20 protein-coding genes are annotated in these 23,997 nt (G+C 64.8%); 14 read left to right on the forward strand and 6 right to left on the reverse strand.

Going from position 1 to position 23,997, the window contains the following annotated elements:
- Positions 1 to 5: 5 nt before the first annotated feature.
- Complete coding sequence (locus tag EO99_RS0105470) at positions 6 to 518, reverse strand: FxsA family protein (RefSeq protein ID WP_029617637.1); 513 nt, start codon at positions 516 to 518, stop codon at positions 6 to 8.
- A 110-nt stretch (positions 519 to 628) separates the two neighbouring features.
- Here EO99_RS0105470 and EO99_RS0105475 point away from each other — a divergent pair, with 110 nt between their 5' ends.
- From EO99_RS0105475 to gyrB, 5 genes are all read left to right on the forward strand, one after another.
- Positions 629 to 1,324 carry a Tim44/TimA family putative adaptor protein gene (locus EO99_RS0105475; RefSeq protein ID WP_029617638.1) on the forward strand — a complete coding sequence of 232 codons (696 nt, stop codon included), beginning with the start codon at positions 629 to 631 and terminating at the stop codon, positions 1,322 to 1,324.
- Positions 1,321 to 2,439, forward strand: a complete 1,119-nt coding sequence (gene mltA, locus EO99_RS0105480) for a murein transglycosylase A (protein ID WP_029617639.1) — start codon at positions 1,321 to 1,323, stop codon at positions 2,437 to 2,439. The genes EO99_RS0105475 and mltA overlap by 4 nt, the downstream gene beginning before the upstream one ends.
- On the forward strand, positions 2,436 to 2,999 hold the full coding sequence (locus EO99_RS0105485; RefSeq protein ID WP_029617640.1) for a Smr/MutS family protein: 564 nt from the start codon (positions 2,436 to 2,438) through the stop codon (positions 2,997 to 2,999). The genes mltA and EO99_RS0105485 overlap by 4 nt, the downstream gene beginning before the upstream one ends.
- Positions 2,996 to 3,361, forward strand: a complete 366-nt coding sequence (locus EO99_RS0105490; protein WP_029617641.1) for a helix-turn-helix domain-containing protein — start codon at positions 2,996 to 2,998, stop codon at positions 3,359 to 3,361. The genes EO99_RS0105485 and EO99_RS0105490 overlap by 4 nt, the downstream gene beginning before the upstream one ends.
- A gap of 140 nt (positions 3,362 to 3,501) precedes the next feature.
- Positions 3,502 to 5,937 (forward strand): DNA topoisomerase (ATP-hydrolyzing) subunit B, encoded by a 2,436-nt coding sequence (gene gyrB, locus EO99_RS0105495; RefSeq protein ID WP_029617642.1) that lies wholly within the window; start codon positions 3,502 to 3,504, stop codon positions 5,935 to 5,937.
- 55 nt (positions 5,938 to 5,992) lie between these two features.
- Here the strand turns inward: gyrB and EO99_RS0105500 are convergent, their stop codons facing one another.
- Positions 5,993 to 6,589: a nitroreductase family protein gene (locus EO99_RS0105500; protein ID WP_029617643.1), complete on the reverse strand. Its 597-nt coding sequence runs from the start codon at positions 6,587 to 6,589 to the stop codon at positions 5,993 to 5,995.
- Between the two features lie 143 nt (positions 6,590 to 6,732).
- Between EO99_RS0105500 and EO99_RS0105505 the strand changes: the two genes are divergently transcribed.
- From EO99_RS0105505 to EO99_RS0105545, 9 genes are all read left to right on the forward strand, one after another.
- On the forward strand, positions 6,733 to 7,575 hold the full coding sequence (locus EO99_RS0105505) for a fumarylacetoacetate hydrolase family protein (RefSeq protein ID WP_029617644.1): 843 nt from the start codon (positions 6,733 to 6,735) through the stop codon (positions 7,573 to 7,575).
- 206 nt (positions 7,576 to 7,781) lie between these two features.
- Positions 7,782 to 9,068 carry a polyhydroxyalkanoate depolymerase gene (locus EO99_RS0105510; protein ID WP_029617645.1) on the forward strand — a complete coding sequence of 429 codons (1,287 nt, stop codon included), beginning with the start codon at positions 7,782 to 7,784 and terminating at the stop codon, positions 9,066 to 9,068.
- Between the two features lie 132 nt (positions 9,069 to 9,200).
- Positions 9,201 to 9,623 (forward strand): DUF2852 domain-containing protein, encoded by a 423-nt coding sequence (locus tag EO99_RS0105515; RefSeq protein ID WP_029617646.1) that lies wholly within the window; start codon positions 9,201 to 9,203, stop codon positions 9,621 to 9,623.
- Between the two features lie 86 nt (positions 9,624 to 9,709).
- Positions 9,710 to 10,471, forward strand: a complete 762-nt coding sequence (locus EO99_RS0105520; RefSeq protein ID WP_029617647.1) for a M48 family metallopeptidase — start codon at positions 9,710 to 9,712, stop codon at positions 10,469 to 10,471.
- A gap of 564 nt (positions 10,472 to 11,035) precedes the next feature.
- On the forward strand, positions 11,036 to 11,692 hold the full coding sequence (locus EO99_RS0105525; RefSeq protein ID WP_029617648.1) for a phosphoribosylanthranilate isomerase: 657 nt from the start codon (positions 11,036 to 11,038) through the stop codon (positions 11,690 to 11,692).
- A 10-nt stretch (positions 11,693 to 11,702) separates the two neighbouring features.
- Positions 11,703 to 12,923, forward strand: coding sequence for a tryptophan synthase subunit beta (gene trpB, locus EO99_RS0105530; RefSeq protein WP_029617649.1), 1,221 nt, complete (start codon positions 11,703 to 11,705; stop codon positions 12,921 to 12,923).
- A 1-nt stretch (position 12,924) separates the two neighbouring features.
- The gene (gene trpA, locus EO99_RS0105535) at positions 12,925 to 13,764 is read left to right on the forward strand and encodes a tryptophan synthase subunit alpha (protein ID WP_029617650.1); all 840 of its coding nucleotides are present in this window, start codon (positions 12,925 to 12,927) and stop codon (positions 13,762 to 13,764) included.
- Positions 13,765 to 13,803: 39 nt separating this feature from the next.
- The gene (accD, locus tag EO99_RS0105540) at positions 13,804 to 14,706 is read left to right on the forward strand and encodes an acetyl-CoA carboxylase, carboxyltransferase subunit beta (RefSeq protein WP_029617651.1); all 903 of its coding nucleotides are present in this window, start codon (positions 13,804 to 13,806) and stop codon (positions 14,704 to 14,706) included.
- Between the two features lie 31 nt (positions 14,707 to 14,737).
- Positions 14,738 to 16,090 (forward strand): bifunctional folylpolyglutamate synthase/dihydrofolate synthase, encoded by a 1,353-nt coding sequence (locus EO99_RS0105545; RefSeq protein WP_029617652.1) that lies wholly within the window; start codon positions 14,738 to 14,740, stop codon positions 16,088 to 16,090.
- Positions 16,091 to 16,146: 56 nt separating this feature from the next.
- On the opposite strand, the gene trxA is transcribed toward EO99_RS0105545, so the two are convergent.
- The 4 genes from trxA to EO99_RS0105565 form a co-directional block, all read right to left on the reverse strand.
- Positions 16,147 to 16,467 carry a thioredoxin gene (gene trxA, locus EO99_RS0105550; RefSeq protein WP_029617653.1) on the reverse strand — a complete coding sequence of 107 codons (321 nt, stop codon included), beginning with the start codon at positions 16,465 to 16,467 and terminating at the stop codon, positions 16,147 to 16,149.
- A 70-nt stretch (positions 16,468 to 16,537) separates the two neighbouring features.
- On the reverse strand, positions 16,538 to 20,086 hold the full coding sequence (addA, locus tag EO99_RS0105555) for a double-strand break repair helicase AddA (protein ID WP_029617654.1): 3,549 nt from the start codon (positions 20,084 to 20,086) through the stop codon (positions 16,538 to 16,540).
- A complete protein-coding gene (gene addB, locus EO99_RS0105560) occupies positions 20,079 to 23,264 on the reverse strand; it encodes a double-strand break repair protein AddB (RefSeq protein WP_029617655.1) in 3,186 nt (1,061 codons plus the stop codon). Before addB ends, addA begins: the two co-directional genes overlap by 8 nt.
- Before the next feature lie 2 nt (positions 23,265 to 23,266).
- Positions 23,267 to 23,995 (reverse strand): nucleotidyltransferase family protein, encoded by a 729-nt coding sequence (locus tag EO99_RS0105565; RefSeq protein ID WP_029617656.1) that lies wholly within the window; start codon positions 23,993 to 23,995, stop codon positions 23,267 to 23,269.
- Between the last annotated feature and the right edge of the window lie 2 nt (positions 23,996 to 23,997).

Genomic DNA, 23,997 nt, shown 5'->3' on the forward strand with positions numbered 1-23,997 from the left:
CAGTCCTAGTCGTCCTTCAGTCGACGGTCGGACCAGGGTGAACTGGGGTCCGGCTCCCGCCTGAAATCGTCATCTTCCAGATCGACCACCGGTCCTTTTCGGGTCTGCGGATCAAAACCCGCGTCCCGGGCGTAAGTCCGGCTGTGGCTGGACGAACGCACGATGACCACCCTCCGGCCGATCGCAGACCACAGCAGGCGGCGAACGGCAGGAATGAAGAGGGCAAGCCCCAAGATGTCGGTGATGAATCCTGGAATGAGCAGCAGCAGCGCGGCAACCACGATCATCGCGCCGTGGACGATCGTGTCGCCGGGCACGCGCCCCTGCCGCCCCTCGTCGGAGAGGGTCCGCAGCATCTGCAACCCTTGCGCTCTCAGCAGCAGCGTTCCGGCGACGCTGGTGAGGATCACCAGGCCGAGCGTGCTCCAGACGCCGACGGCACGACCGACGAGGACGAAGCCCGCGATCTCCGCCAGCGGCATGAGCAGGAAAAGGATGGCAATCCAGCGCGTACGCATAATCTTTAACCTATGGGACGAAAGGCTCTCGCCTTAGCTATTTGAATGATGTGTCTTTGCAGACTATATGAGAACCTCTAGCAACGATTTAAACGGCATTGCGGGTAAAGATGGGTTCCAACGACTTCATAACTCTGTTCTTTCTTGTCGCGGCGGTCCTGATCTTTCTGCAATTGCGGAACGTTCTGGGTCGGCGGACGGGAAACGAGAAGCCGCCGTTTGATCCCTACACCGCTCGCGATGCCGTCAAGGCCCCGGCAAGCGACGACGGCAAGGTGGTCACCCTGCCGCGCCGCGAGATCAGCGACGAGGAGAGATTTTCCGAGATCGACGCTGTTGCCAAGCAGGGAACGCCGCTCAACGCTTCTCTTCGCGAAATGTTGAAGGTGGACCCGTCCTTCAAGCCGGCCGAATTCCTCAACGGCGCTCGCATGGCCTACGAGATGATCGTCATGGCCTTCGCCGATGGCGATCGCAAGACGCTGAAGAACCTGCTTTCCAAGGAGGTCTACGAAGGCTTCGACGCAGCCATTTCCGAACGGGAGGCGAAAGGGGAGGTGGTCAAATCCACTTTCGTGGGCATCGACAAGGCCGAACTGACCCATGCCAGCGTCAAGGGCCCGGAAGAACAGGTGACTGTGCGGATCGTCTGCCAGCTGATTTCCGCGACCTTCGACAAGGATGGCGCGATCGTCGATGGCGATCAGGAGAATGTCGCCGAGGTCACCGATATCTGGACCTTTGCCCGTGATTCCCGCTCCCGTGACCCGAACTGGAAGCTGGTCGCGACCGAATCCGAGCAATGACGGGGGAGGCCTCGGGTTTTTCTCTCCGGCGAACCGGCTTCGGGCAGCTCCCGGGCTGGGCTGAGGACGACCCGAGTACGCTTTTCCAGGGCATGCTCGCCTGTCTCGGGCAGGTCAGGTCGGTAAAACCCTATCGCAGCGGCTCCCTTGGCCTCTCGACGCAGGAGATACTGCCGATCTACGAGGCAGTCCTCGCCGGGGTCCCGCAAGGCGCCTCTGACTCGCGCCGGTTTTTCGAGGAACACTTCCAGCCGTTTCTGATCCGACTGTCGGATGATGCGTCCGGTCTCGTCACCGGCTTCTACGAGCCCGAGGTCGAAGTCTCCGCAACCCCTTCCGGGGTCTGGACGCATCCCTTCTACCGGCGTCCGCCGGATATCATCGATATCAGCGACGAGGATCGGCCCGCGGACATGCTGTCCTCCGCCTTCGGCCGCCGGCAGGACGGAGCGATCCGCCCCTATCCGGACCGGCGCGACATCGACCAGGGATATCTGGCCGGCCGCGGGCTCGAGATCGCCTGGGCCCGCGACCGGGTCGACGTCTTCTTTGCGCATGTGCAGGGGGCCGCGCGCCTGCGTTTCCCCGATGGTTCTCTGCAGCGCATTACCTATGCCGCAAAGTCGGGCCACGCCTTCTCGGGGATCGGCAGGCTTCTTGTCGACCGGGGAGAGATCGACGCGGCGACCGTCTCGATGCAGACGATCCGCGCCTGGCTTGCCAGGAATCCGCAGAGGATCGACGAGGTCCTCTGGCACAACCGCTCCTACATCTTCTTTCGCGAAGCGGCGGTCGACGATCTCGCGCTCGGCCCCGTCGCGGCGGCCAAGGTGCCTTTGCTGCCGGGACGGTCGCTGGCCGTCGATCGGATGATCCATACCTTCGGCTTCCCGTTCTATGTTCACGCGCCGACGCTGACGCATCTCGATGGCGGTCGATCCTTTGCGCGCATGCTTCTGGCGCTCGACACCGGCAGCGCGATCGTGGGCCCCGCCCGCGGCGATATCTTCACCGGGTCCGGTGACGCCGCCGGCGAACTGGCGGGAACCGTGCGCAACGCTGCGGATTTCTATATCCTCATCCCGAAGGCGGTCGCGGCAAGGTATGGCGGATGACGGGACGCAAGCTCAGCTCCGAAGAGCGGATACTCTGGGGAAAGGTTGCCAAATCGACCCGCGCCCTTCCCGGTCGCGCCGAGGAGGCGCGCCAGTTCGACGAGGAGATCGCGGCCATGATGGCGGCTGAGGATGCTGCCCTGCGCAAGCCGATGCCGCTCGAAGCCGAAAAAAACGCCGAGCCACCGCGCGCCACCGCCCGCAAGACGCCGCCACCAAGCCATCATCCGCTGGAAAAGCCCGTCCACCGCAAGCTTGCCAAGGGGCGCCTCGCCATCGAGGGACGCATCGATCTTCATGGCCTCTACCAGTCGCAGGCCCATGATCTGCTCCTGGATTTCCTCTTCCGTGCCCATGACCGTGGCCTTCGCCACGTTCTGGTGATCACCGGCAAGGGAACGTCGATGGGAAGCGAGGGCGCTCTGAGGCGCGCGGTTCCCCTGTGGTTCTCGAAGCCGGAATTCCGCTTCCTGATCTCCTCCTACGAATGGGCGGCGCGCCACCACGGTGGAGAAGGAGCGCTCTACGTCCGCCTCAGCCGTCCGAGGGGGCAGCTGTGACGCCCTTTGGTCAGGCGCTCCGGGACCTGAGGCGTCGCAGGGGCGTGACGCAGCGGGATCTTGCCCAGGGGATCGGCGTCTCGCCGGCCTATCTCTCGGCTCTGGAGCACGGCAAGCGAGGCAAGCCCAGCTTCGACCTGCTGCAGCGCATCGCCGGCTATTTCAATATCATCTGGGATGAGGCCGACGAGCTCTTCATGATGGCGGCGTCTTCCCATCCGAAAGTGGTGCTGGACACCTCCGGACTGCCTGCGCCCCATACTGCTTTGGCCAATCGGCTGGCGCGCGAGATTCGCACTTTGTCTCCCGATATGGTAGAGGCATTGGAGAAATGTCTCGATGATGCCCGTCAGCAGGGCTGAATGGCGTAAATCCCCTGAATTTGGACCGCCAAGCGAGGCTTGAGCTTTAGAAACCGTCCCAAACTCCCTATATTTCATAGCGGATACGCGGGTGATTCGCTTGTCGAGCCCCCGCCGACGGAAAATTGGAAAGATCATCGATGACCGACACACCCGTGAACGAAAACGGCGCGAGTGCAGAATACGGCGCAGACTCCATCAAGGTCCTGAAAGGCCTGGATGCCGTCCGCAAGAGACCAGGCATGTACATCGGCGATACCGATGATGGTTCCGGTCTTCATCACATGGTCTACGAAGTCGTCGACAACGCCATCGATGAGGCGCTGGCCGGTCATGCGGATCTCGTGACGGTCACCCTCAACGCCGACGGATCGGTCACCGTGACCGACAACGGCCGCGGCATCCCGACCGACATTCACACCGGGGAAGGCGTCTCGGCAGCCGAGGTCATCATGACCCAGCTGCATGCCGGCGGCAAATTCGACCAGAACTCCTACAAGGTCTCCGGCGGCCTGCACGGGGTCGGCGTCTCGGTGGTGAATGCGCTTTCGGTGTGGCTGAAGCTGCGGATCCGCCGCAACGGCAAGGTCCATCAGATCTCCTTCACCCATGGCGTGGCGGATGGCCCGCTGGAAATCGTCGGCGACTACGAAGGCCGCTCCGGAACCGAGGTGACCTTCCTCGTCAGTTCCGAAACCTTCACAATGACGGATTATGACTACAACACGCTCGAGCATCGTCTGCGCGAGCTCGCCTTCCTGAACTCGGGCGTGCGAATCCGGCTAACGGACAAGCGCAAGCCCGACGTCCGCGAAGAGGAAATGCTTTATGACGGCGGGCTCGAGGCCTTCGTTCGCTACCTCGATCGTGCCAAGAAGCCGCTGGTCGACAAGCCCGTCGCCATCATGGGCGAGAAGGACGGGATGATCGTCGAGGTCGCGCTGTGGTGGAACGACAGCTACCACGAGACCATGCTCTGCTTCACCAACAACATCCCGCAGCGCGACGGCGGCACCCATATGGCCGGTTTCCGCGGCGCGCTGACCCGCCAGGTGACCTCCTACGCCGATAGCTCGGGCATCACCAAGAAGGAAAAGGTGACGCTCACCGGCGAAGACTGCCGCGAAGGCCTGACCGCCGTGCTGTCGGTCAAGGTGCCGGATCCGAAGTTCTCGTCGCAGACCAAGGACAAGCTCGTCTCCTCGGAAGTCCGTCCCGTCGTCGAAAGCCTCGTCAACGAGGCGCTCAGCACCTGGTTCGAAGAGCATCCGGCGGAAGCCAAGGTCCTTGTCGGCAAGGTGGTCGAGGCCGCCGTTGCCCGTGAAGCGGCCCGCCGGGCGCGTGAACTCACCCGCCGCAAGGGGGCACTCGACATCGCCTCGCTCCCGGGCAAGCTTGCCGACTGCTCCGAGCGCGATCCCACCAAATCCGAACTCTTCCTCGTCGAGGGCGATTCCGCCGGCGGCTCAGCCAAGCAGGGCCGCTCGCGCGAAAGCCAGGCGATCCTGCCGCTGCGCGGCAAGATCCTCAACGTCGAGCGCGCCCGCTTCGACAAGATGCTGTCCAGCCAGGAAATCGGCACGCTGATCACGGCGCTCGGCACGTCGATCGGCAAGGATGAGTTCAACATCGCCAAGCTGCGCTACCACAAGATCATCATCATGACGGACGCCGACGTCGACGGTGCCCATATTCGCACGCTGCTGCTCACCTTCTTCTTCCGCCAGATGCCGGAGCTGATCGAGCGCGGCCACATCTATATCGCCCAGCCGCCGCTCTATAAGGTTACCCGCGGCAAGTCGGTCCAGTACCTCAAGGACCAGAAGGCCTTCGAGGAATATCTGATCGGCAGCGGCCTGGAAGACACCAGCCTGACGCTCGCGTCGGGTGAGGTGCGCACCGGGCAGGATCTCAAGGAAGTCGTCGTCGATGCCATGCGGCTTCGCAACCTCCTCGACAATCTGCACTCCCGCTACAGCCGCTCCGTGGTTGAACAGGCCGCCATCGCCGGTGCCCTCAATCCGGAGCTGACCGACAATCCGGAACGGGCGCAGCAGACGGCGGACGAAGTGGCGCGTCGCCTTGACGTGATTGCCGAGGAAACGGAACGCGGCTGGAGCGGCCACGTGACCGACGAAGGCGGTCTGCGCTTCGAGCGCATGGTCCGCGGTGTCAAGGAAGTCGCCGTGCTGGACGTGGCCCTGATCGGTTCCGCCGATGCACGCCACATCGACCAGCTGACCCCGAGGCTCAACGAGATCTACGGCATCCCGCCGGTTCTCCGCCGCAAGGACGACCATCAGGAGATGTCCGGCGCAGTCGAGCTCCTGGAAGGCATCTTTGCCACCGGTCGCAAGGGCATTTCCATGCAGCGCTACAAGGGCCTGGGCGAAATGAACGCCGAGCAGCTCTGGGAAACGACGCTCGATCCGAACGTCCGCTCGTTGCTGCAGGTCAAGGTCAACGATGCGACCGATGCCGACAGTCTCTTCGCCCGCCTGATGGGCGACGAGGTGGAGCCGCGCCGCGAATTCATCCAGGACAACGCACTGAGCGTGGCCAACCTCGACATCTAGCGCACCGAACCTGTCTCACGTGGATCACGTTAACGATGATTCACGTGAAACATTTTCATTCGCCGACGAAGCGACCCTCGAAGGCAACCTCAGAGAGGGGCTTCCGCTGGCTCTGGACCTCGCGGTCCCGCAGGTCCTCCGGCAGCGTCTCCTTCGGCGCGATCTTGCCGATCGCCGCGGCGGCCTCGACCCGGTAACCCTCCGGGATGCCCAGCACCTCTATCGCCTTGTCCCGGTCCATCCCCTCCATCCCGTGGGCGTGGTAGCCGAGCTTCATGGCCTGACAGGCGATCGAGAACCACGACGAGCCGGTATCGAAGGAATGCGTATAGGCCGGTTTCCGCTCCCCGTCCTTGGACAGCCGATAGGTGCGGGACGCGAAGATGATCAGCGCCGAGGCGTTCTGCGCCCACCGACGGTTGCCGGGTGCCAGGATGTCGAGGAGCGGGGCAAAGCTCTCCGTCTCGCGCAGGGCATAGATGAACCGCCACGGCTGGTTGTTGCCGGAGGAGGGCGCCCAGTGTCCGGCGTCCAGGATCGTCAGCATCGTCTCCCGATCCATGGCCTCGCCGGTGAAGGCCCGCGGCGACCAGCGGTCGAGGAAGAAGGTATCGATCGGATGCTCTGAATGGCGGTGGTTGCTTTCTGTCACGGTTCGTCCTTTGGGCTCCGGGTCTGATCCCCGTGAGCATAGCTCCCCGCCGGCGCAGAGCAATGCGTCTTGCCCGCGACAGGGGGTGACAATCCACCAGCCATCCTCCATAAGGCAGTTGTCAGACAAGTGGAGGCACATCCGTGAAACTCATGCGTGTTGGTCAGCCGGGCCAGGAAAAGCCGGCAATTCTCGATGCGGACGGCAAGGTGCGGGATCTCTCCCAGCACGTCGACGACATCAGCGGTGCAGCGATCTCGCCGGAAGGCCTTGCCCGGATCGCCGCCCTCGATATCAAGAGCCTGCCGGAACTGACGGTCGACCGGATCGGCGCCTGCGTCGCCGGCACCGGCAAGTTCATCTGCATCGGCCTCAACTTCTCCGACCATGCAGCCGAGACGGGTGCTGCCGTGCCGCCAGAACCGGTGATCTTCATGAAGGCCACCTCCGCCATCTGCGGCCCGAACGACGATGTTCTCATTCCCCGCGGGTCGGAAAAGACCGACTGGGAAGTCGAACTCGGCGTCGTCATCGGCAAGACGGCCAAATATGTTTCTGAAGCCGAAGCGATGGATTATGTCGCCGGTTACTGCGTCTCCCACGACGTCTCGGAGCGTGGCTTCCAGACCGAACGCGCCGGCCAGTGGACCAAGGGCAAGTCCTGCGACACCTTCGGCCCGATCGGCCCCTGGCTCGTTACCCGCGACGAGATCGACGATCCGCAGAACCTCGGCATGTGGCTGAAGGTCAACGGTGAAACCATGCAGGACGGCTCCTCGACCACCATGGTCTATGGCGTCGCCTTCGTGGTGTCCTATCTCAGCCAGTTCATGTCCCTGCACCCGGGCGACGTTATCTCCACCGGCACGCCTCCCGGCGTCGGCATGGGCATGAAGCCGCCGCGCTACCTGAAGCCCGGCGACGTCGTCGAGCTTGGCATCGAGCGCCTCGGCAGCCAGCGCCAGACCTTCGTCGCCGACCGTTAACCAGCCGCAGAGGGCGGAACCTTAATCCGCTTCATGCCATTTTGATGCTAGGCGTTCGCGCCTGGCATTTTTGTTGAGCAGAGAACCGGTATCTCCTGATGTTGCACCGCAATGAAAACATGGTAGCCTCTTCCGATGCTCCTGCACCGATGCGCCAGGCGGCAGTCCTGGACGTCGCGTCGAACCTGACAAAAGGCGGCACCTCCATGATCTACCAGCTCTACGAGATGAACCACGCAGCCATCGCGCCCTTCCGTGCGGCCGCGGATGCGATGAAGTTCTTTCATTCCAATCCATTCAACCCGCTGTCCCACACGCCCGCCGGTCGGGCGATGTCGGCGAGCCTCGAGCTCTTCGAGCGGATGACGCGGCGCTACGGCAAGCCGGAGTTCGGCCTGCCGACAACCGTGATCGATGGCAAGACCGTCAAGGTGACCGAAGAGATCGTCTGGTCGAAGCCGTTCTGCAACCTCATCCACTTCCGCCGGGCACTGCCGGCGGGCAGGGCACCGGATCAGAAGCTGCTGCTCGTCGCGCCGATGTCGGGCCATTACGCCACGCTGCTGCGCGGCACGGTCGAAACGCTTCTGCCGAACGCAGATATCTATATCACCGACTGGATCGACGCCCGCATGGTGCCGGTCACGGCAGGGCGCTTCGATCTCGACGATTACATCGACTACCTGATCGAGATGATCCACCACATCGGCCCGGACACCCATGTTGTCGGCGTCTGCCAGCCCTCGGTTCCGGTGCTGGCAGCCGTTGCCGTCATGGAAGCGGCCGGCGATTCGCTGGCGCCCGCCTCGATGATCCTGATGGGCGGACCGATCGACACGCGCGAGAACCCGACTGCAGTCAACACGCTGGCGCAGGAAAAGCCGCTGGAGTGGTTCCGCGACAACGTCATCATGAATGTTCCCTGGCCGCAGCCGGGCTTCATGCGGCCGGTCTATCCGGGCTTCCTGCAGCTGTCCGGTTTCATGTCCATGAACCTCGACCGGCACATCTCCGCCCACAAGGAGTTCTTCGAGCACCTCGTCAAGAACGATGGCGAACCCGCCGAACGACACCGCGACTTCTACGACGAATATCTGGCGGTGATGGACCTGACGGAAGAATTCTATCTGCAGACGGTCGACGTGGTCTTCATCAAGCACGCCCTTCCCAAGGGCGAGATGATGCACCGGGACACGCTGGTCGACACGAAGGCGATCCGCCGGACGGCGCTTCTGACGGTCGAGGGCGAGAACGACGACATCTCCGGGCTAGGCCAGACCGAGGCGGCTCATAAGATCTGCCCCAATATCCCGGACGACAAGCGGATGCACTACATGCAGCCGGACGTCGGGCACTACGGCGTCTTCAACGGCTCGCGCTTCCGGCGCGAAATTGCCCCGCGCATCCTGGCCTTCACCAGCCAGAACGGAAGTGGATCACAGGAAACCAAGGGACCGGTGAAGCGGGTCATCAAGGGCGGCAAGGCCGGTTGACGCCGAATTAGCGATGGCTAATCAGCGACTTCGCCGAATCCGGCGGCAATCTTCTTGAAGCAGATATCGCGACCCCCCAAATCGAATCCAACGGGCTGCATGTGGCCGCCCGGGTAACGAAGGGTGTCACCGATGAACCAGTCTGCAATGATTCGACCGGATTGGACGCCGGCCACCATCGCCCTGATGGTGCTCGGGTTCGTGGTCTTCTGGCCGCTCGGCCTTGCCATGCTCGCCTATATCCTGTTTGGAGAACGGCTGCAGGGCTTCAAGCGCGATGCCAACCGCAAGGCGGACGGCATGTTCGCCGGCTGCCGCCGCGCCAAGTCGCGCTACAGCACGCATTTCACCACCGGCAATGTCGCCTTCGACGACTGGCGGACGGCCGAGCTCGAGCGTCTCGAGGAAGAGCGCAAGAAGCTCGACGAAATGCGCGAGGAATTCGACAGCTACATGCGTGAACTGCGTCGCGCCAAGGACCAGGAAGAGTTCGACCGCTTCATGCGCGATCGCAAGAACCAGTCCAACGGCCAGAATGGCGTCGTCGATCTGTAAGGATTCACGTGAAACAACCGCAGGCCGGCGCCCTCGGGCGCCGGTTTTTCTATGAGCGGACCGTGCGAATCGGCTAGAGGACTCCCATGTTCGCACTCCTCAAGAAGACTGCCCGTTCGGCTCGGAAACCCCAGGTTCCCGAAAAGCGCGTGCTGGAGGTCGGCAGCCGCGCCTTGCCGCTGACGATACGGGAGCATCCGCGGTCGACGCGTATCACGCTGCGCATCGATCCCGGGGCGAGGGGCCTCAGCCTGACCGTCCCGGTCGGTCTGCGCAGGGCGGACATCGACGATTTTCTGGAACGCCATCAGCACTGGCTGCAGGTGAAGCTCGCCCGCTTCTCGGCGCCCGACACCCTGGGCCCCGGCGCCACGGTCATGCTGCGCGGCGTGCCGCACCGGATCGAGCACAGCGGACGGTTGCGCGGTCTCACCGAACCCATGGTCAGGGATGGCGAGCCGGTGCTCTGCGTCAGCGGCCTGGAGGACCATGTCGGCCGGCGCCTCTCCAGCTTCATGAAGAAGGAGGCGCGGGCGGATCTGGAGCGGCTGGTGCGACAGCATGCCGCCTCCGTCAAAAAGCCCGTCCGATCGATCACCATGAAGGACACCCGCAGCCGCTGGGGATCCTGCTCCTGGGATGGCAACCTCAGCTTTTCCTGGCGCATCGTCATGGCGCCGCCCTTTGTCATCGATTATCTCGCCGCCCACGAAGTCGCGCATCTGGACGAGATGAACCACGGGCCGAAGTTCTGGGCCCTCTGCCATCGGCTCTGCCCGAGAAGCGACGAGGCCAAGGCCTGGCTGAAGCGGCACGGGTCGCAGCTGCACGCGATCGATTTCGCCTGAAGGCCGCGCTAGGGCAGGGCGCTTTCGACCGGCCAGGCGAATGGCCGATCCCGGGGACGGTTTGTCGAACCCGCCGCAGCCTAATCAACTACTTGCACGAATTTTCGTCCTCCTTCGTCCACACCCCCATGAGCTGTGCCTAGACTGCTGCCGTTCCGCTTCGGCTACACCGGCCCGCATTGCCGGCGAAGCGGAGCCGGTGCCTGCAGGGCTTGTCGTGATGCAAGCACGTCCTGCAGGGCTGCGCAGAAAATGGTTCCCCTCTCGCCTGCAAACGGCGGGGCGTGCGTGTGTCGCACACAAACCGGTCTCGGCAACGGGGCGGAAGCAGAGGAACCGAAGTTGCGTTGGCAAAGAACACCGAACGGGGCACGTCGCGTGTCACATTATAAAAATTCATTCGAGGCACACGACGTGTCCCGGCCGAACTTTAAAAAAGCGATCCGCACCAAGGGATGAGTCTGTCCGGACTTGGCCTCCGCGGCGGCGCCGCCGAAAGCAGATCCGCGACGATTGCACTGTTTTATCTCGACTCCGCCATGATTTCATGCGAACTCGCGGAGCATGAAACCCGACATCAAGATTTGCGGATTGAAGACGCCTGAGGCGGTCGAGCGGGCCGTCGCGCAGGGTGCGACGCACCTCGGCTTCATCTTCTTCCCCAAGAGCCCGCGAAACGTCGCCCCCGAGGTTGCCGCCGAACTGGCGGACCCGGTGCGCGGCAAGGCAAAGATCGTCGCCGTCACCGTCGATGCCGATGACGACGAGCTCGATGATATCGTCCATCTGCTGAAGCCGGATGTCCTCCAGATGCACGGCCACGAGACGCCCGAGCGCATTCTGCATGTGCGCGCACTCTACGGCTTGCCGGTGATGAAGGCCTTCTCCGTCCGCGAGGCCTCCGACCTCGATCGTGTGGATGCCTTCATCGGCGTCGCCGATCGGTTTCTTTTCGATGCCAAGGCACCGGCCGGCTCGGAACTGCCGGGCGGCAACGGGGTTTCCTTTGATTGGGAAATTATGGCGTCGCTTGACGACAGCGTCGATTACATGCTTTCCGGAGGCCTGAACAAAGACAATGTCGGTCTTGCGCTCGCCTCCACCCGGGCAAGCGGGATAGATGTCTCCTCCGGCGTGGAGCGCGCGCCGGGTGTGAAGGATCTCCGCATGATCGACGCCTTCTTTGACGCCATTGCAGATGCCGGCTCGCCAAGAGCCTGAGGAGTAGAAAGTGAACGAGACGCCGAAACCCAACTCCTTCCGTTCCGGACCAGATGAAGACGGCCGCTTCGGCATCTTCGGCGGCCGGTTCGTCGCCGAGACGCTGATGCCGCTGATCCTCGATCTGCAGGCGGAGTGGGAAAAGGCGAAGACGGATCCGGAATTCCAGGCGGAGCTCCAGTACCTCAACACCCACTACACCGGTCGCCCGAGCCCGCTCTATTTCGCCGAGCGCCTGACGGCGGAACTCGGCGGCGCCAAGATCTATTTCAAGCGCGACGAGCTCAACCACACCGGCTCCCACAAGATCAATAACTGCCTCGGCCAGATCCTGCTCGCCAAGCGCATGGGCAAGACTCGCATCATCGCCGAAACCGGCGCCGGCCAGCACGGCGTGGCCTCCGCCACCGTGGCCGCCCGCTTCGGCCTGCCCTGCGTCGTCTACATGGGCGCGACCGACGTCGAGCGGCAGGCACCGAACGTCTTCCGCATGAAGCTTCTCGGCGCCGAGGTCCGCCCTGTCACCTCCGGCCACGGCACCCTGAAGGATGCCATGAACGAGGCGCTGCGCGACTGGGTCACCAATGTCGACGATACCTACTACCTGATCGGCACCGCCGCCGGCCCGCATCCCTATCCTGAGCTGGTCCGCGAGTTCCAGTCGGTGATCGGCAAGGAAACAAAGGAACAGATGATGGCGGCCGAAGGTCGTCTGCCGGACATGCTGGTCGCAGCCGTCGGCGGTGGATCGAACGCCATCGGCCTCTTCCATCCCTTCCTCGATGACGATTCGGTCCAGATCGTCGGCGTCGAAGCCGGCGGTAAGGGACTGGACGGCGAGGAACATTGCGCCTCGCTGACGGCCGGCTCGCCGGGCGTCCTGCACGGCAACCGCACCTATCTGCTGCAGGATGGCGACGGACAGATCAAGGAAGGCCATTCGATCTCCGCCGGCCTCGATTATCCCGGCATCGGCCCGGAGCATTCCTGGCTGAAGGATGTCGGCCGTGTCGAATACGTGCCGATCATGGACGACGAGGCGCTCGCCGCCTTCCAGATGCTGACCCGCACCGAAGGCATCATCCCGGCGCTGGAGCCGAGCCACGCACTCGCCGAAGTCATCAAGCGGGCGCCAAAGATGGGCAAGGACCAGATCATCGTGATGAACCTCTGTGGCCGCGGCGACAAGGACATCTTCACCGTCGGCAAGATCCTCGGGATGGGCCTCTGATATGACTGCACGCATGGACAACAAGTTCGCCGCTCTGAAGGCCGAGGGTCGTCCGGCCCTCGTGACCTATTTCATGGGCGGCGATCCCGATTACGAGACCTCGCTCCAGATCATGAAGGCGCTGCCCGAGGCCGGCGCCGACGTCATCGAACTGGGCGCACCCTTTTCCGACCCGATGGCCGATGGACCGGCGATCCAGCTGGCCGGCCAGCGGTCGCTGAAGAACGGCCACTCGCTGAAGAAGACGCTCGACATGGCGCGCGACTTCCGCCAGTCCGACGATACGACGCCGATCGTCATCATGGGCTACTACAATCCGATCTACATCTACGGGGTTGAGCGCTTCCTGGACGACGCACTGGACGCCGGCATCGACGGGCTGATCATCGTCGACCTTCCCGCCGAAATGGATGACGAACTCTGCATTCCGGCGCGCAAGCGGGATATCAACTTCATCCGCCTGACAACGCCGACGACGGACGAGAAGCGCCTTCCCAAGGTGCTCACCAACACCTCGGGCTTTGTCTACTACGTCTCGATGACCGGCATTACCGGATCGGCGCTTCCGGATCCGAGCAAGATCGCCGGCGCCGTCGAGCGCATCAAGAAATCGACGGATCTGCCGATCTGCGTCGGCTTCGGCGTCAAGACTGCCGAACATGCCCGCCTCATCGGCGCGTCTGCCGATGGCGTCGTGGTCGGCACCGCCATCGTCAACCAGGTTGCGACATCGCTGGACAAGCAAGACCGCGCCACGGCCGATACCGTGCAGTCGGTCGCGACCTTTGTCCGGGGCCTTGCCACGGGCGTCCGCTCCGCCCGCCTTGTTGCCGCCGAATAGTTTCCCCACATTGGGCGATATTTATCAGGAGTACGCCAGATGAACTGGATCACCAATTACGTCAGGCCGCGGCTCAACTCCATGCTCGGCCGCCGGGAGGTTCCGGAGAACCTCTGGATCAAATGCCCGGAAACGGGCGAGATGGTCTTCCACAAGGACCTCGAGGGCAACAAGTGGGTGATCCCGACCTCGGGCTACCACATGAAGATGCCGGCGAAGGCACGCCTTGCAGACCTCTTCGACGGTGGCGTCTACGAATCCCTGCCGCAGCCGAAGGTCGCGCAGGACCCGCTGAAGTTCCGCGATTCCAAGAAGTACATCGACCGGCTGAAGGACAGCCGCCTGAAGACGGACCAGGAAGACACGATTCTGGCCGGCCTCGGCACGGTCCGCGGCGTCAAGCTGGTGGCCGTCGTCCATGAGTTCAACTTCATCGGCGGTTCGCTCGGCATGGCCGCCGGCGAGGCGATCGTGAAGGCCGGCGAACGGGCGCTTGCGGAGAAATGCCCGCTGGTGATCTTCCCGGCCTCGGGCGGTGCCCGCATGCAGGAAGGCATCCTCTCGCTGATGCAGCTGCCGCGCACGACCGTTGCCGTGGACATGCTGAAGGAAGCAGGTCTGCCCTATATCGTCGTCCTGACGAACCCCACCACCGGCGGCGTGACCGCGTCCTACGCCATGCTGGGTGATGTCCACATCGCCGAGCCGGGCGCCGAGATCGGCTTTGCCGGCAAGCGCGTCATCGAACAGACACTGCGCGAAAAACTGCCCGAAGGGTTCCAGACGGCGGAATACCTCCTGGAGCACGGCATGGTCGACATGGTGGTCAAGCGCCACGACCTGCCGGACACGCTGGCGACCCTGCTCAAGATCCTGACCAAGGCACCGGCCAACGATATCGTCGCCCTGCCGGCAGCCGCTCCCGTCGCGGCAAGCGCCTGACGAACAGACCCTGATGAGCCGGAGCGGCGGGATGAGCGCCACGAACACACCCGCCGTTAGCGCGGCCGAACAGGAAATCGACAAGCTGATGGCCCTTCATCCGAAGGGCTTCGACCTGTCGCTCGACCGGATCAGGCGGCTCCTGGAGGTCCTCGGCAACCCGCACGAAAAACTGCCGCCCGTGATCCACATCGCCGGCACCAACGGCAAGGGCTCGGCAACGGCCTTCTGCCGGGCTCTGCTGGAGGCGGCGGGCCTCGCGGTCCACGTCCACACCTCGCCGCACCTCGTCGCCTGGCACGAACGCTACCGCATCGGCGTCAGGAACGGACGCTCGGCGATCGTCGACGACGAACTCTTCGCCGATGCGCTGCGCCGGGTCGCAGCCGCCAATGCCGGCCAGACGATCACCGTCTTCGAGATCCTGACGGCTGTCACCTTTCTTCTCTTCTCCGAACAGCCGGCCGACGCGGTCATCCTGGAAGTCGGCCTCGGGGGGCGCTTCGACGCGACCAATGTCGTCGACAAGCCCGCCGTCTCCGTCATCATGCCGATTTCGCTCGACCATCAGCCTTACCTTGGCGACCGGGTCGAGCTGATCGCGGCCGAAAAGGCGGGCATCATGAAGCGCGGCTGCCCGGTCGTCATCGGCCGGCAGGAATATGATGCGGCGCTCGAAGTGCTGTCGGATACGGCGTCGCGGCTTTCCTGTCCGGTCGCCATCTACGGTCAGGACTATTCGGGCCACGAGGAATTCGGCCGTCTGATCTACGAGGATGAATTTGGCCTTGCCGACCTGCCGCTGCCGCGGCTTCCCGGCCGCCACCAGATTGCCAATGCCGCCGCAGCCATCCGCGCCGTGAAGGCTGCTGGCTTCGCACTGACGGATGCCATGATCGAAAAGGCGATGTCCACTGTCGACTGGCCCGGGCGTCTGCAGCGCCTGTCGGAGGGCAGGCTGCTGGCGCTTGCGCCGCAGGGATCTGAAGTCTGGGTCGACGGCGGTCACAATCCGGGGGCGGGCGAGGTCATCGCCGAAGCCATGGCCGGCTTCGAGGAGCGCCAGGCGCGGCCTCTCTATCTCGTCATCGGCATGATCAACACCAAGGACCCGATCGGCTATTTCCGCGCCTTTGCGGATATCGCCGAGCATGTCTTCACGGTGCCGATCCGGGGAACGGATGCCGGTCTTGATCCCGTCGTCCTGGCGCAGGCCGCTTTCGACGCCGGGCTGATCGCCGAGCCGATGGGTTCGGTCGAAGAGGCCCTGGTGGAGATTGCGCAGCGCCATACCTCGGAAGAGGAGCCGCCGCGCATCCTGATCGGCGGCTCTCTCTATCTCGTCGGCAATGTGCTCGCCGACAACGGCACGCCTCCCAAATGAAAAAGCCCGGCCTTTCGGCCGGGCTTTTCTCTACAAAAACGGGAAATGTCGCCGGATCAGGCGGCGCTGGAAATCCAGGCCGAGAGCGCGGTCTTCGGTGCGGCGCCCACCTTGATGTCGGCCACTTCGCCGCCCTTGAACATGGCAAGCGTCGGGATCGAGCGCACGCCGAACTTGGCGGCCAGTTCCGGATTCTCGTCGATGTTCAGCTTCACGACCTTGACCTTGCCGGCCATCTCGTTGGAAATTTCTTCCAGGCTCGGGCCGATCATCTTGCACGGGCCGCACCATTCCGCCCAGAAATCAACGACGACGGGCTGGGAGGATTCCAGAACTTCAGCCTGGAAGTTGCTGTTGTCGACTTTCACGGTAGCCATGGGGCTCTCCTTGGAATGTTTGGTTGGGTTCAATGTGAGGCTGTGGGAGGCTGGTTTCAATACCGCTATCTCACTTTGTCCCGAGCGCGGCAAGCGACTGCGCCAGTATGTCGTGACCGAGCGAAATGACGCGGCCGTTTTCGGTATAGGCAAGCACGCAGCGGAATTCATGATCCGGGTAGAGCGGCTGCAGGATCTCGCGGTAGATCGCCAGCTGCGCCCGGTACGCAAGCGGCACGTCCTCTTCCCGGAGAGGCACTTTTCGGTTCGTCTTGTAGTCGAGAATGGTGACGGTCTGCGCGTCCACCGCCATCCGGTCGATCCGCCCGGAGATCGCATAGTCCCTCCCGCCGAGCCGAAGGGTGCCCATGATCGAGACCTCGGCGCGGCTGTGGCCGGAAAAGACCGGCTGCAGCTCTGGCTGCTCCAGAATTCCGCGAACCGAGGCAATCAACGCTTCTCTTTCCGCAGTCGGCCAGAAGCGCGCCGCCCGTTCGGCGTAGCGCCGCGCCGCCGCCGCCCGATCCTCGGCGGGAAAATCGGGCAGCACCTGCAGCATGCGGTGCACTAGGCGGCCCTTCTGGAGCGCCAAGTTGCTCTCGGCCTTCTCGCCAAACAGCGGCGAACCCATGGAGAGGTCGTCGGCATCGTCCTCGATCATCGTGCCGGCGCCGGACGGGCTGAGCGGACGCGGCAGCGAGATCGAAGGCGGCAGCGGTTTGGCAAGTGCCGGTGGCAGGGGAGGGATCGCGACCTCTTCGGGCGATCTCTGCGCAGTGTCCTGCTGCGCCACCAGCCGCATCGGCGCAGGCAGCCGCCAGTGAAAGCCGCCCCATTCGCCCTCCGGTCCGCCGAAGCGGGCCGCAACGCAATGGTCGGGATGGCTGCAGAGCGCATTCGCCACCATGCTGTTCCAGGTCTCCGGGTTCTGCCGGGAGCCGCGATAGCCGCAGACGATTAGCCGGTCGGCTGCCCGCGTCATGCCGACATAGAGGAGACGCCGGTACTCGTCCTCGGTCGCCGCCTTCAGCCGCTCGTCGTCGAGCGCCGTCAGCGCATTGGCAAGCGTCTTGGTCGGCACCCATGCGGGGATCTCGACGCCCTCGTGCGGCAACAGGCGAAGCTTGGGCACATGCGAGGAAATGAAGGCCTTGGAGCCGCTGTCGACGAGGAAGACGATCGGCGCTTCCAGCCCCTTGGAGGCATGCACCGTCATAATGCGGATCTCGTTGCGGCCGCTGTCCTGCTCGCGCTTGATCTCCGGCGCTTCCATCTCCAGCGTCGAGACGAAGGATTGCAGGCCGGGCAGGCCTTTCCCTTCGTGATCGAGCGCGAAGGTCAGGAATTCGTCGAGAATATCGGCGGCCTCCGTGCCAAGCCGGCCGAGGAACCGGCGCCGGCCACCGAGCTCTCCGAGAACCCGGGCAAAGAGATCGTGCGGGCTCATCCGCCGCGACAGCGCCAGAAGGTGCCGCAGATCCCGAACGGCGCTCGAGAAGCGCAGCGGCTGCTCGTCCGACAGCTGCACGAGATGCTGCCAGACGGACAAGCCCTCCGGCCGCAGCGCCGCCACCTCGAAGACATCCTCCTCGGAGAGGTCGAACAGCGGGCTCTTCAGCAGCGCCGCAAGCGAGAGGTCGTCCTGCGGCAGCACGAGGAACCGGCCGAGCGCCAGAAGGTCCTGGACGGCGATATGGCTGGTCAGCCGCAGCCGGTCGGCACCGGCGACGGGGATGTTGTCGCGTCGCTTCAGCGCCCGCGTCAGGGCATTGACGAAAGCATCCCGCTTGCGCACCAGCACCAGGATGTCGCCGGGTTCGATCGGCCGCTCGACGCCCTTCTCGATGATCGTCTCCCGGCCGATCATCTCGCCGACGCGATGCGCGATTCGGGCGGCGAGGATGGCCGAGGGTGCCTTGTCGGGCGTGGCGTCGAAGGGCGCCGTCCAGTCGTCGCCGGCATCTGCCACCTCCGGCACCACCACGTCCCAGAGATCGACGGCACCGGGATGGCCGATGCGGTTCGAGCGGTGGACGATCGGCTCGCCGCCGAAGGTGAGGCCGCGGGCGTTCTCCTCCAGCGAAAACACCTGGTCGACCGCGGCCAGCACGTCGGCGGTCGAGCGGAAGGAGAGCGGCAGGCGCACGGGATTGAAGCCCTGGCCGCTCGCCCGCACGTCTTTTTCGGTGCGGATGCGCTCCTCGGCGAACCGCTCCGGGCGGGCACCCTGGAACGAATAGATGGACTGCTTCTCGTCGCCGACGGCAAAGATCGTCCGGCGGATCTCCCGGGCGCTGCGGCCGGAGTAGAAATCCTCCGCCAGCGACTTGATCACCGTCCATTGCACCGGGCTCGTGTCCTGCGCCTCGTCGACCAGAATATGGTCGATGCCCTGGTCGAGCTTGTAATGCACCCAGGCGCCGACGCCGTCGCGGGTCAGAAGATCGGCCGTCTTGGCAATCAGATCCTCGAAGTCCAGCAGGCTGCGCTGCTTCTTCAGGTCCTCGTAGTCGTCGTTCAGCCGCTCTGCCAGCATCAGCGCTGCCTTGGTCGCCGCCAGCATCCGCATGATCCGCAACCGGTTGCGGCACTCGACGACATGGTTTCGCGCCTGCTCGACGGCCGCGGCCAGCAGGGGCGCCGCGTCGAGCATCTTCTTGGCAACCAGGGAAGTGTCGGCCTTCGGCTTGCCGTCCTTGGTGAGAAAGAGGCCGTCGAGGATGCGGGCGCGGACCAGGGGATCGGCTTCCTTCTCGCAGAGCCGCAGCCCATAGGCGACCTCTAGAACCTTGGAGCCGCCCTTCTCGTCCGAGAGCTGCAGATAGCTTGAAAGCGTGCCGCCGGAGAGGCCGGCGAGCGGCCAATAGCCAGCAGCCACGGTTGCCTCCGTCGCGTCCGGCGGTTGATCCCAGGCCTGCCGCAGCGCCGGATCGATTCCCCCATGGGCCTGCGCATGGGCGAGGAAGCGGCGGATCGCTGTGCGCCGGGCGATGATGTCGCTGAGCAGCGTCTCCAGACCGAACTCGTCGCCGAGGTCGAGCACGTGGGCGAATGCCTCGGCCAGCGCCGGATCGTCTTCCGCCGACGTCGCCGTCAGCAGCGACCGGCGCGCCTCGGCCAGCAGCGCGGAAGCGGAGCGATCGTCGAGGACGGAGAAGTGGCCGGCGACATTGGCTTCCAGGGGGAACTGGTGCAGCAGCGCCTCGCAGAAGGCGTGGATGGTCTGGATCTTCAGTCCACCCGGCGTTTCCAGCGCCTTCGCAAACAGCCGTCGGGCTTCCGCAAGCTTCAGCGAATCCGGCTCATCACCTTCGATGGCCGCAATCCTCTGGGTCAGCGCCGCGTCGTCCAGCACCGCCCATTCCGCCAGCCGCTGGAACACCCGGTTGGACATTTCGGAGGCCGCCGCCTTGGTATAGGTGAGGCAGAGAATGGAGGAGGGGCGGCAGCCGGAGAGCAGCAGCCGGATCACCCGTTGCGTCAGCACATGCGTCTTTCCTGACCCGGCATTGGCAGAGACCCAGGCGGAGCTGACGGGATCCGACGCCAGCGACTGCTGACGCGCCGTCCAGTCGAGCCATTGGTGCGGCTCGTCGCCATCCGGCAGGGCGTCACTCATCGGGTTCGCCCTCCTCGTCATCGGCCGTCGCCCATTCGGCAACGCGCGCCAGATGGTCGTAGTCGCCGCCGTAATCACTCTGCATGAAGGGCACGAGCCGCGAGGCGAAGCCGGCTTCGCCGCTGCGCAGCAGGGCCACGAACTTCGTCAGCTGCTCGACCGAATCGTCTGCGAGATCGACCGCGGACTTGCCGTTCTTGGCGCCCTCGTTGTTGACCAATTCGGATTTGAAACGCTCGCCAGGCTTCAGCCGCACGTAGAGCAGTTCGTCCGGCTCCAGGGCACCGACGGATTTGAAGGCGCCGGCGCGCAGCGCCGCGGCCTCCAGAGCCAGCTGCGGGTCGAGAAGCGAGCGCGCCTGCGACGGGCTGGGATTGGAGCCGGTCTTGTAGTCGATGAGGGTTGCCAGTCCCGACCCCTTGATGTCGATGCGGTCGGCGATCCCGGTCAGTCGGATGCCGGCGCCGGGGATCTCCCAGCCGGCGCCGCATTCGGTGACACTGCTCCGGATGTCCGGCGCCCGCTGCGCCTCCCAGCGCAGGAAGGCCTTGCCGACCTCGACCACGCGCGGCCGCCAGACCCGGTCGATATGCGCCGGAAGCTGTTCGGCGTCGAAGAGTTCGTCGATGATCCGCCGCATGGCCTCCAGCGACACCGGGGTGCCAGGAAGATGACCCTCGCGGGTATAGCGGTCGATGATGGCGTGGTAGAGCGTGCCGCGCTCGGCCGCCCCCGGATCCGCATTGAAGGCGGCGATCGGATCGAGCCGCAGGATCCGCCGGGCATAGATCGAATAGGGATCGCGCCGCAGTCGGGCGACTTCGCTGAAGGAATATTTCGTCGGTTGCAGATCGGCCGGAGGCTTGGGCGACGGACGCCGTGCCGGGCTCTGGTTGTCCCCCGCATCGATCGCACTAGCCCATTGGCGATACTGGTTGCCGCGGGCCCGCAGATTGCCGGCGAGATCGTAGCCGCCAAGAGCCAGAAGCCTCTGCAGCCAGCGCGAGGCGACGGTGGGCGTCGACCCCTGCCGCAGCGACCGTGAATAGATCAGCTGCCGCGTCCCGTTCGCCATCTCGAAATCATGCGCCAGCTGCCCGATTCGCCGCTCGGGTGGCTCGAGCCCCATCTCCGTCTTCATCGTCCGCGACAGGAAGGGATTGTTGATCGTCTGCCCCGGCCAGGAGCCCTCGTTCAGCCCGCCGAGGATCATCGTGTCGACGGTCTGCAGCCGGGCCTCGAGCGTGCCGAAGATGAAGACGCGCGGGTGGCTGAGGGAGCGGGGCTTGACCGCTTCGCCGGTTGCCAGCGCCTGGACGATATCGATCCACTGCGGCCCGTCCGCCTCCATCTGGCCGTCGGTCTCGATGACCTCTCCCAGCAGTCCTGCCAGGCGTTCACCGGCTTCGCCCGACCAGAGCGGCGAGAGGTCGCCCGCCGCGTCGGCGCACAGTGATTCCAGCGCTCGCCCGGTCCGGTCGGCCCAATCGGAGAGGTCCAGCCTGGCCGTCATGCCCCGGCCATCGGCCCGCCGTGCCAGGAGGGCGCTCGCCAGCGGCTCGATGGCGGCAGCGAGACGCTGCGCCAGCCTCTCTGCCGTCTCGAAGGCCTCGTCCGAAAGCGCCAGCCGCCATTGCGGCGGATGCCGGTCGGTCTTCTGGGCTGCCCGCTGTTCGTGCAGCAGTGGTTCCAGGGCAGAGATATCCATGTCGCCGCGCCCGCCGCGCAGCGCGAGGATTTCCAGCGCTTCGGCGGCCTCCCGCAGCTGTTCGTGATCCATGCCAAGCCGCACCAGCGGATGCTTGAGGAGCGAGGTGATCGCGACGGGATCACCGGGACGCAGCGTCGCTTCCAGGAGCAGCTGCACCAGCGTGCCCTGCGGCGTTGCCGAAAGAGGGGTGCCTGCCGTGTCGTCAGCGGTAATGCCGAAGCGCGCCAGCTCGGCCGTCACCCGCCGGGCGAGTGTCCGGTCCGGGGTGATCAGCGCCGCCTGTGATTCGCGTCCGTCCGCCCGGGGCGTCTCGAGCGCCAGACGAAGGGCGATCGCGATCGCCACGGCCTCTTCACGCTCGTTGGCCGCTTCGATCAGGGCGACGTCGGCAAAGGCCTCCTGCAGTGCCTGCCGATCGACCTCCTGACGCCAGCGGCTCCACTGGTCCGTCGCGGTCGCCGGCGCCAGAGCCTGCGACAGCGTCTTTGCCCGCAGATCGAGGTCGGGGGGGACCGAGCCCAGCGTTTCGACCTCATCCCGGTCGACGCCGAGCTTGCGCAGCAGGCGCGACAGACCGAACTGCGGGTGGCTGCGGCTCGACGGATCGATCCTGCCGTCAAAGCCCTCCGCGCTGATCGTCGCCCACTGGTCGTCCGGCATGTCGAGGTCGAGGCCGGGTAGAACCACGGATCCCTGCGGCAGGGCGGCGATGGCCGCGATCAGGTCGGCTGCGGCCGGCACCGAGCCGGTCGAGCCGGCAACGATCACCGGACCCTTGTGCTCCCGTTGCGCAGTCCGCCGCGCTTCACCGCGCAAGAGCGCCGCCTGGTGACGGGCAGGTGAGGAGCGCCGCAGTTCCTCGAGGCGCGCCGGCCAGAAGGCGCTGGCGATCGACAGGAATTCCGCCGTCAGCTGCCACCAGAGCGCATGCTCCGCCGTGTCGAGGTTGCCGAGGTCGGCCCAGTCCCGCTCTTCCGTCTCCACCGAATCGATCAGTTCGGCCAGCGAGCGGGCAAGCCAGATGGCGTCGGCCGGGCTCGCCGGCGCCACCAGCGGGGAATCGGAATGGATGTCGATGACCACCTGCGGCAGGCGGTTTCGCCAGGCGAGGATCAGCCGGCCGAGCTCCAGCAGCCGCGCCACCCCGCCGATCGGCATGGCCAGGTCCATTTCCTCGGGCGCTGCGAGATCGAAATAGCCGCTGTCGTCCTCGGTCTCGCCGAGCGGACGGATGACCGGCAGGATCGCGGAGCGGCCGCCGAGAAGATCGACGAATTCCGATCGCAGCACGCGGGCCGACCGCCGTGTGGGAACGAAGATCGTGACATTGGCGAGGGACAGCGGATCCTCGGGATCATGGCGGAACCCCTCGCTCAGGCGACCGTCGCAAAGCGCCGCGGCCAGCGTCTTGAGGAAGGGCGTTCCCGCCGGAATGGTGAAGATGCGTTTCTGGCGGCGCGCGTCCATCGTCACGCGCCGACGGAAAGGTCGGCGAGCACCTTCTCAGCTTCGTCGAGAGCCTCCGGCGTGCCCACGGTCAGCCAGTGGCCGTCGAGGATCAGCCCGTACAGCCGGCCCTTCTCGATTGCCTGGTCGAAATAGCGGTTGAGGCTGAACGGCGTCTGCGGGGCATCGGCACACAGCGTCGAATGCATGGCGATGGCACCGGCATAGACGAGCGGTTGCGCGCCGTCCGTATACCGGCTGAGCCGCCCGGCGCCGTCCAGCTGGAAGTCCTTCTTGCCGTTGTGGCCGGTCGTCTTCTCCAGCGGTACGCAGAGGAGCAGCATGTCCATCGTGTCCGGGTCAAAGGCATCGGCAAGCCGCTGCAGGCTGGTCGGCTGTCCGGAGGGTTCGCCGACCCAGAAGAGATCGGCGTTCATCACGAAGAGCGGCCCGGGCTGAAGCAGCCTCAGCCCCTTCACGAGCCCGCCGCCGGAATCCATCAGCTGGTCGCGCTCGTCCGAAACCTCGACCTGGAGCCTGGGGTAGACGGCGAGATGCGCCTCCATCTGGTCGGCGAAGTGATGGACGTTGACGACCGCGTGTTCCACGCCGGCCGCAGCCAGCGCGTCGAGGGCATAGTCGATCATCGGCTTGCCGGCGACGCGCACCAGCGGTTTCGGCATGCGGTCGGTGATCGGTCGCAGGCGGGTTCCAAGACCCGCTGCCAGCACCATGGCCTGGGTGATCTTCATGC

It is taken from the genome of Pseudorhizobium marinum (assembly GCF_000705355.1).
In the GTDB taxonomy this organism is placed as follows: Bacteria; Pseudomonadota; Alphaproteobacteria; order Rhizobiales; family Rhizobiaceae; genus Neorhizobium; species Neorhizobium pelagicum.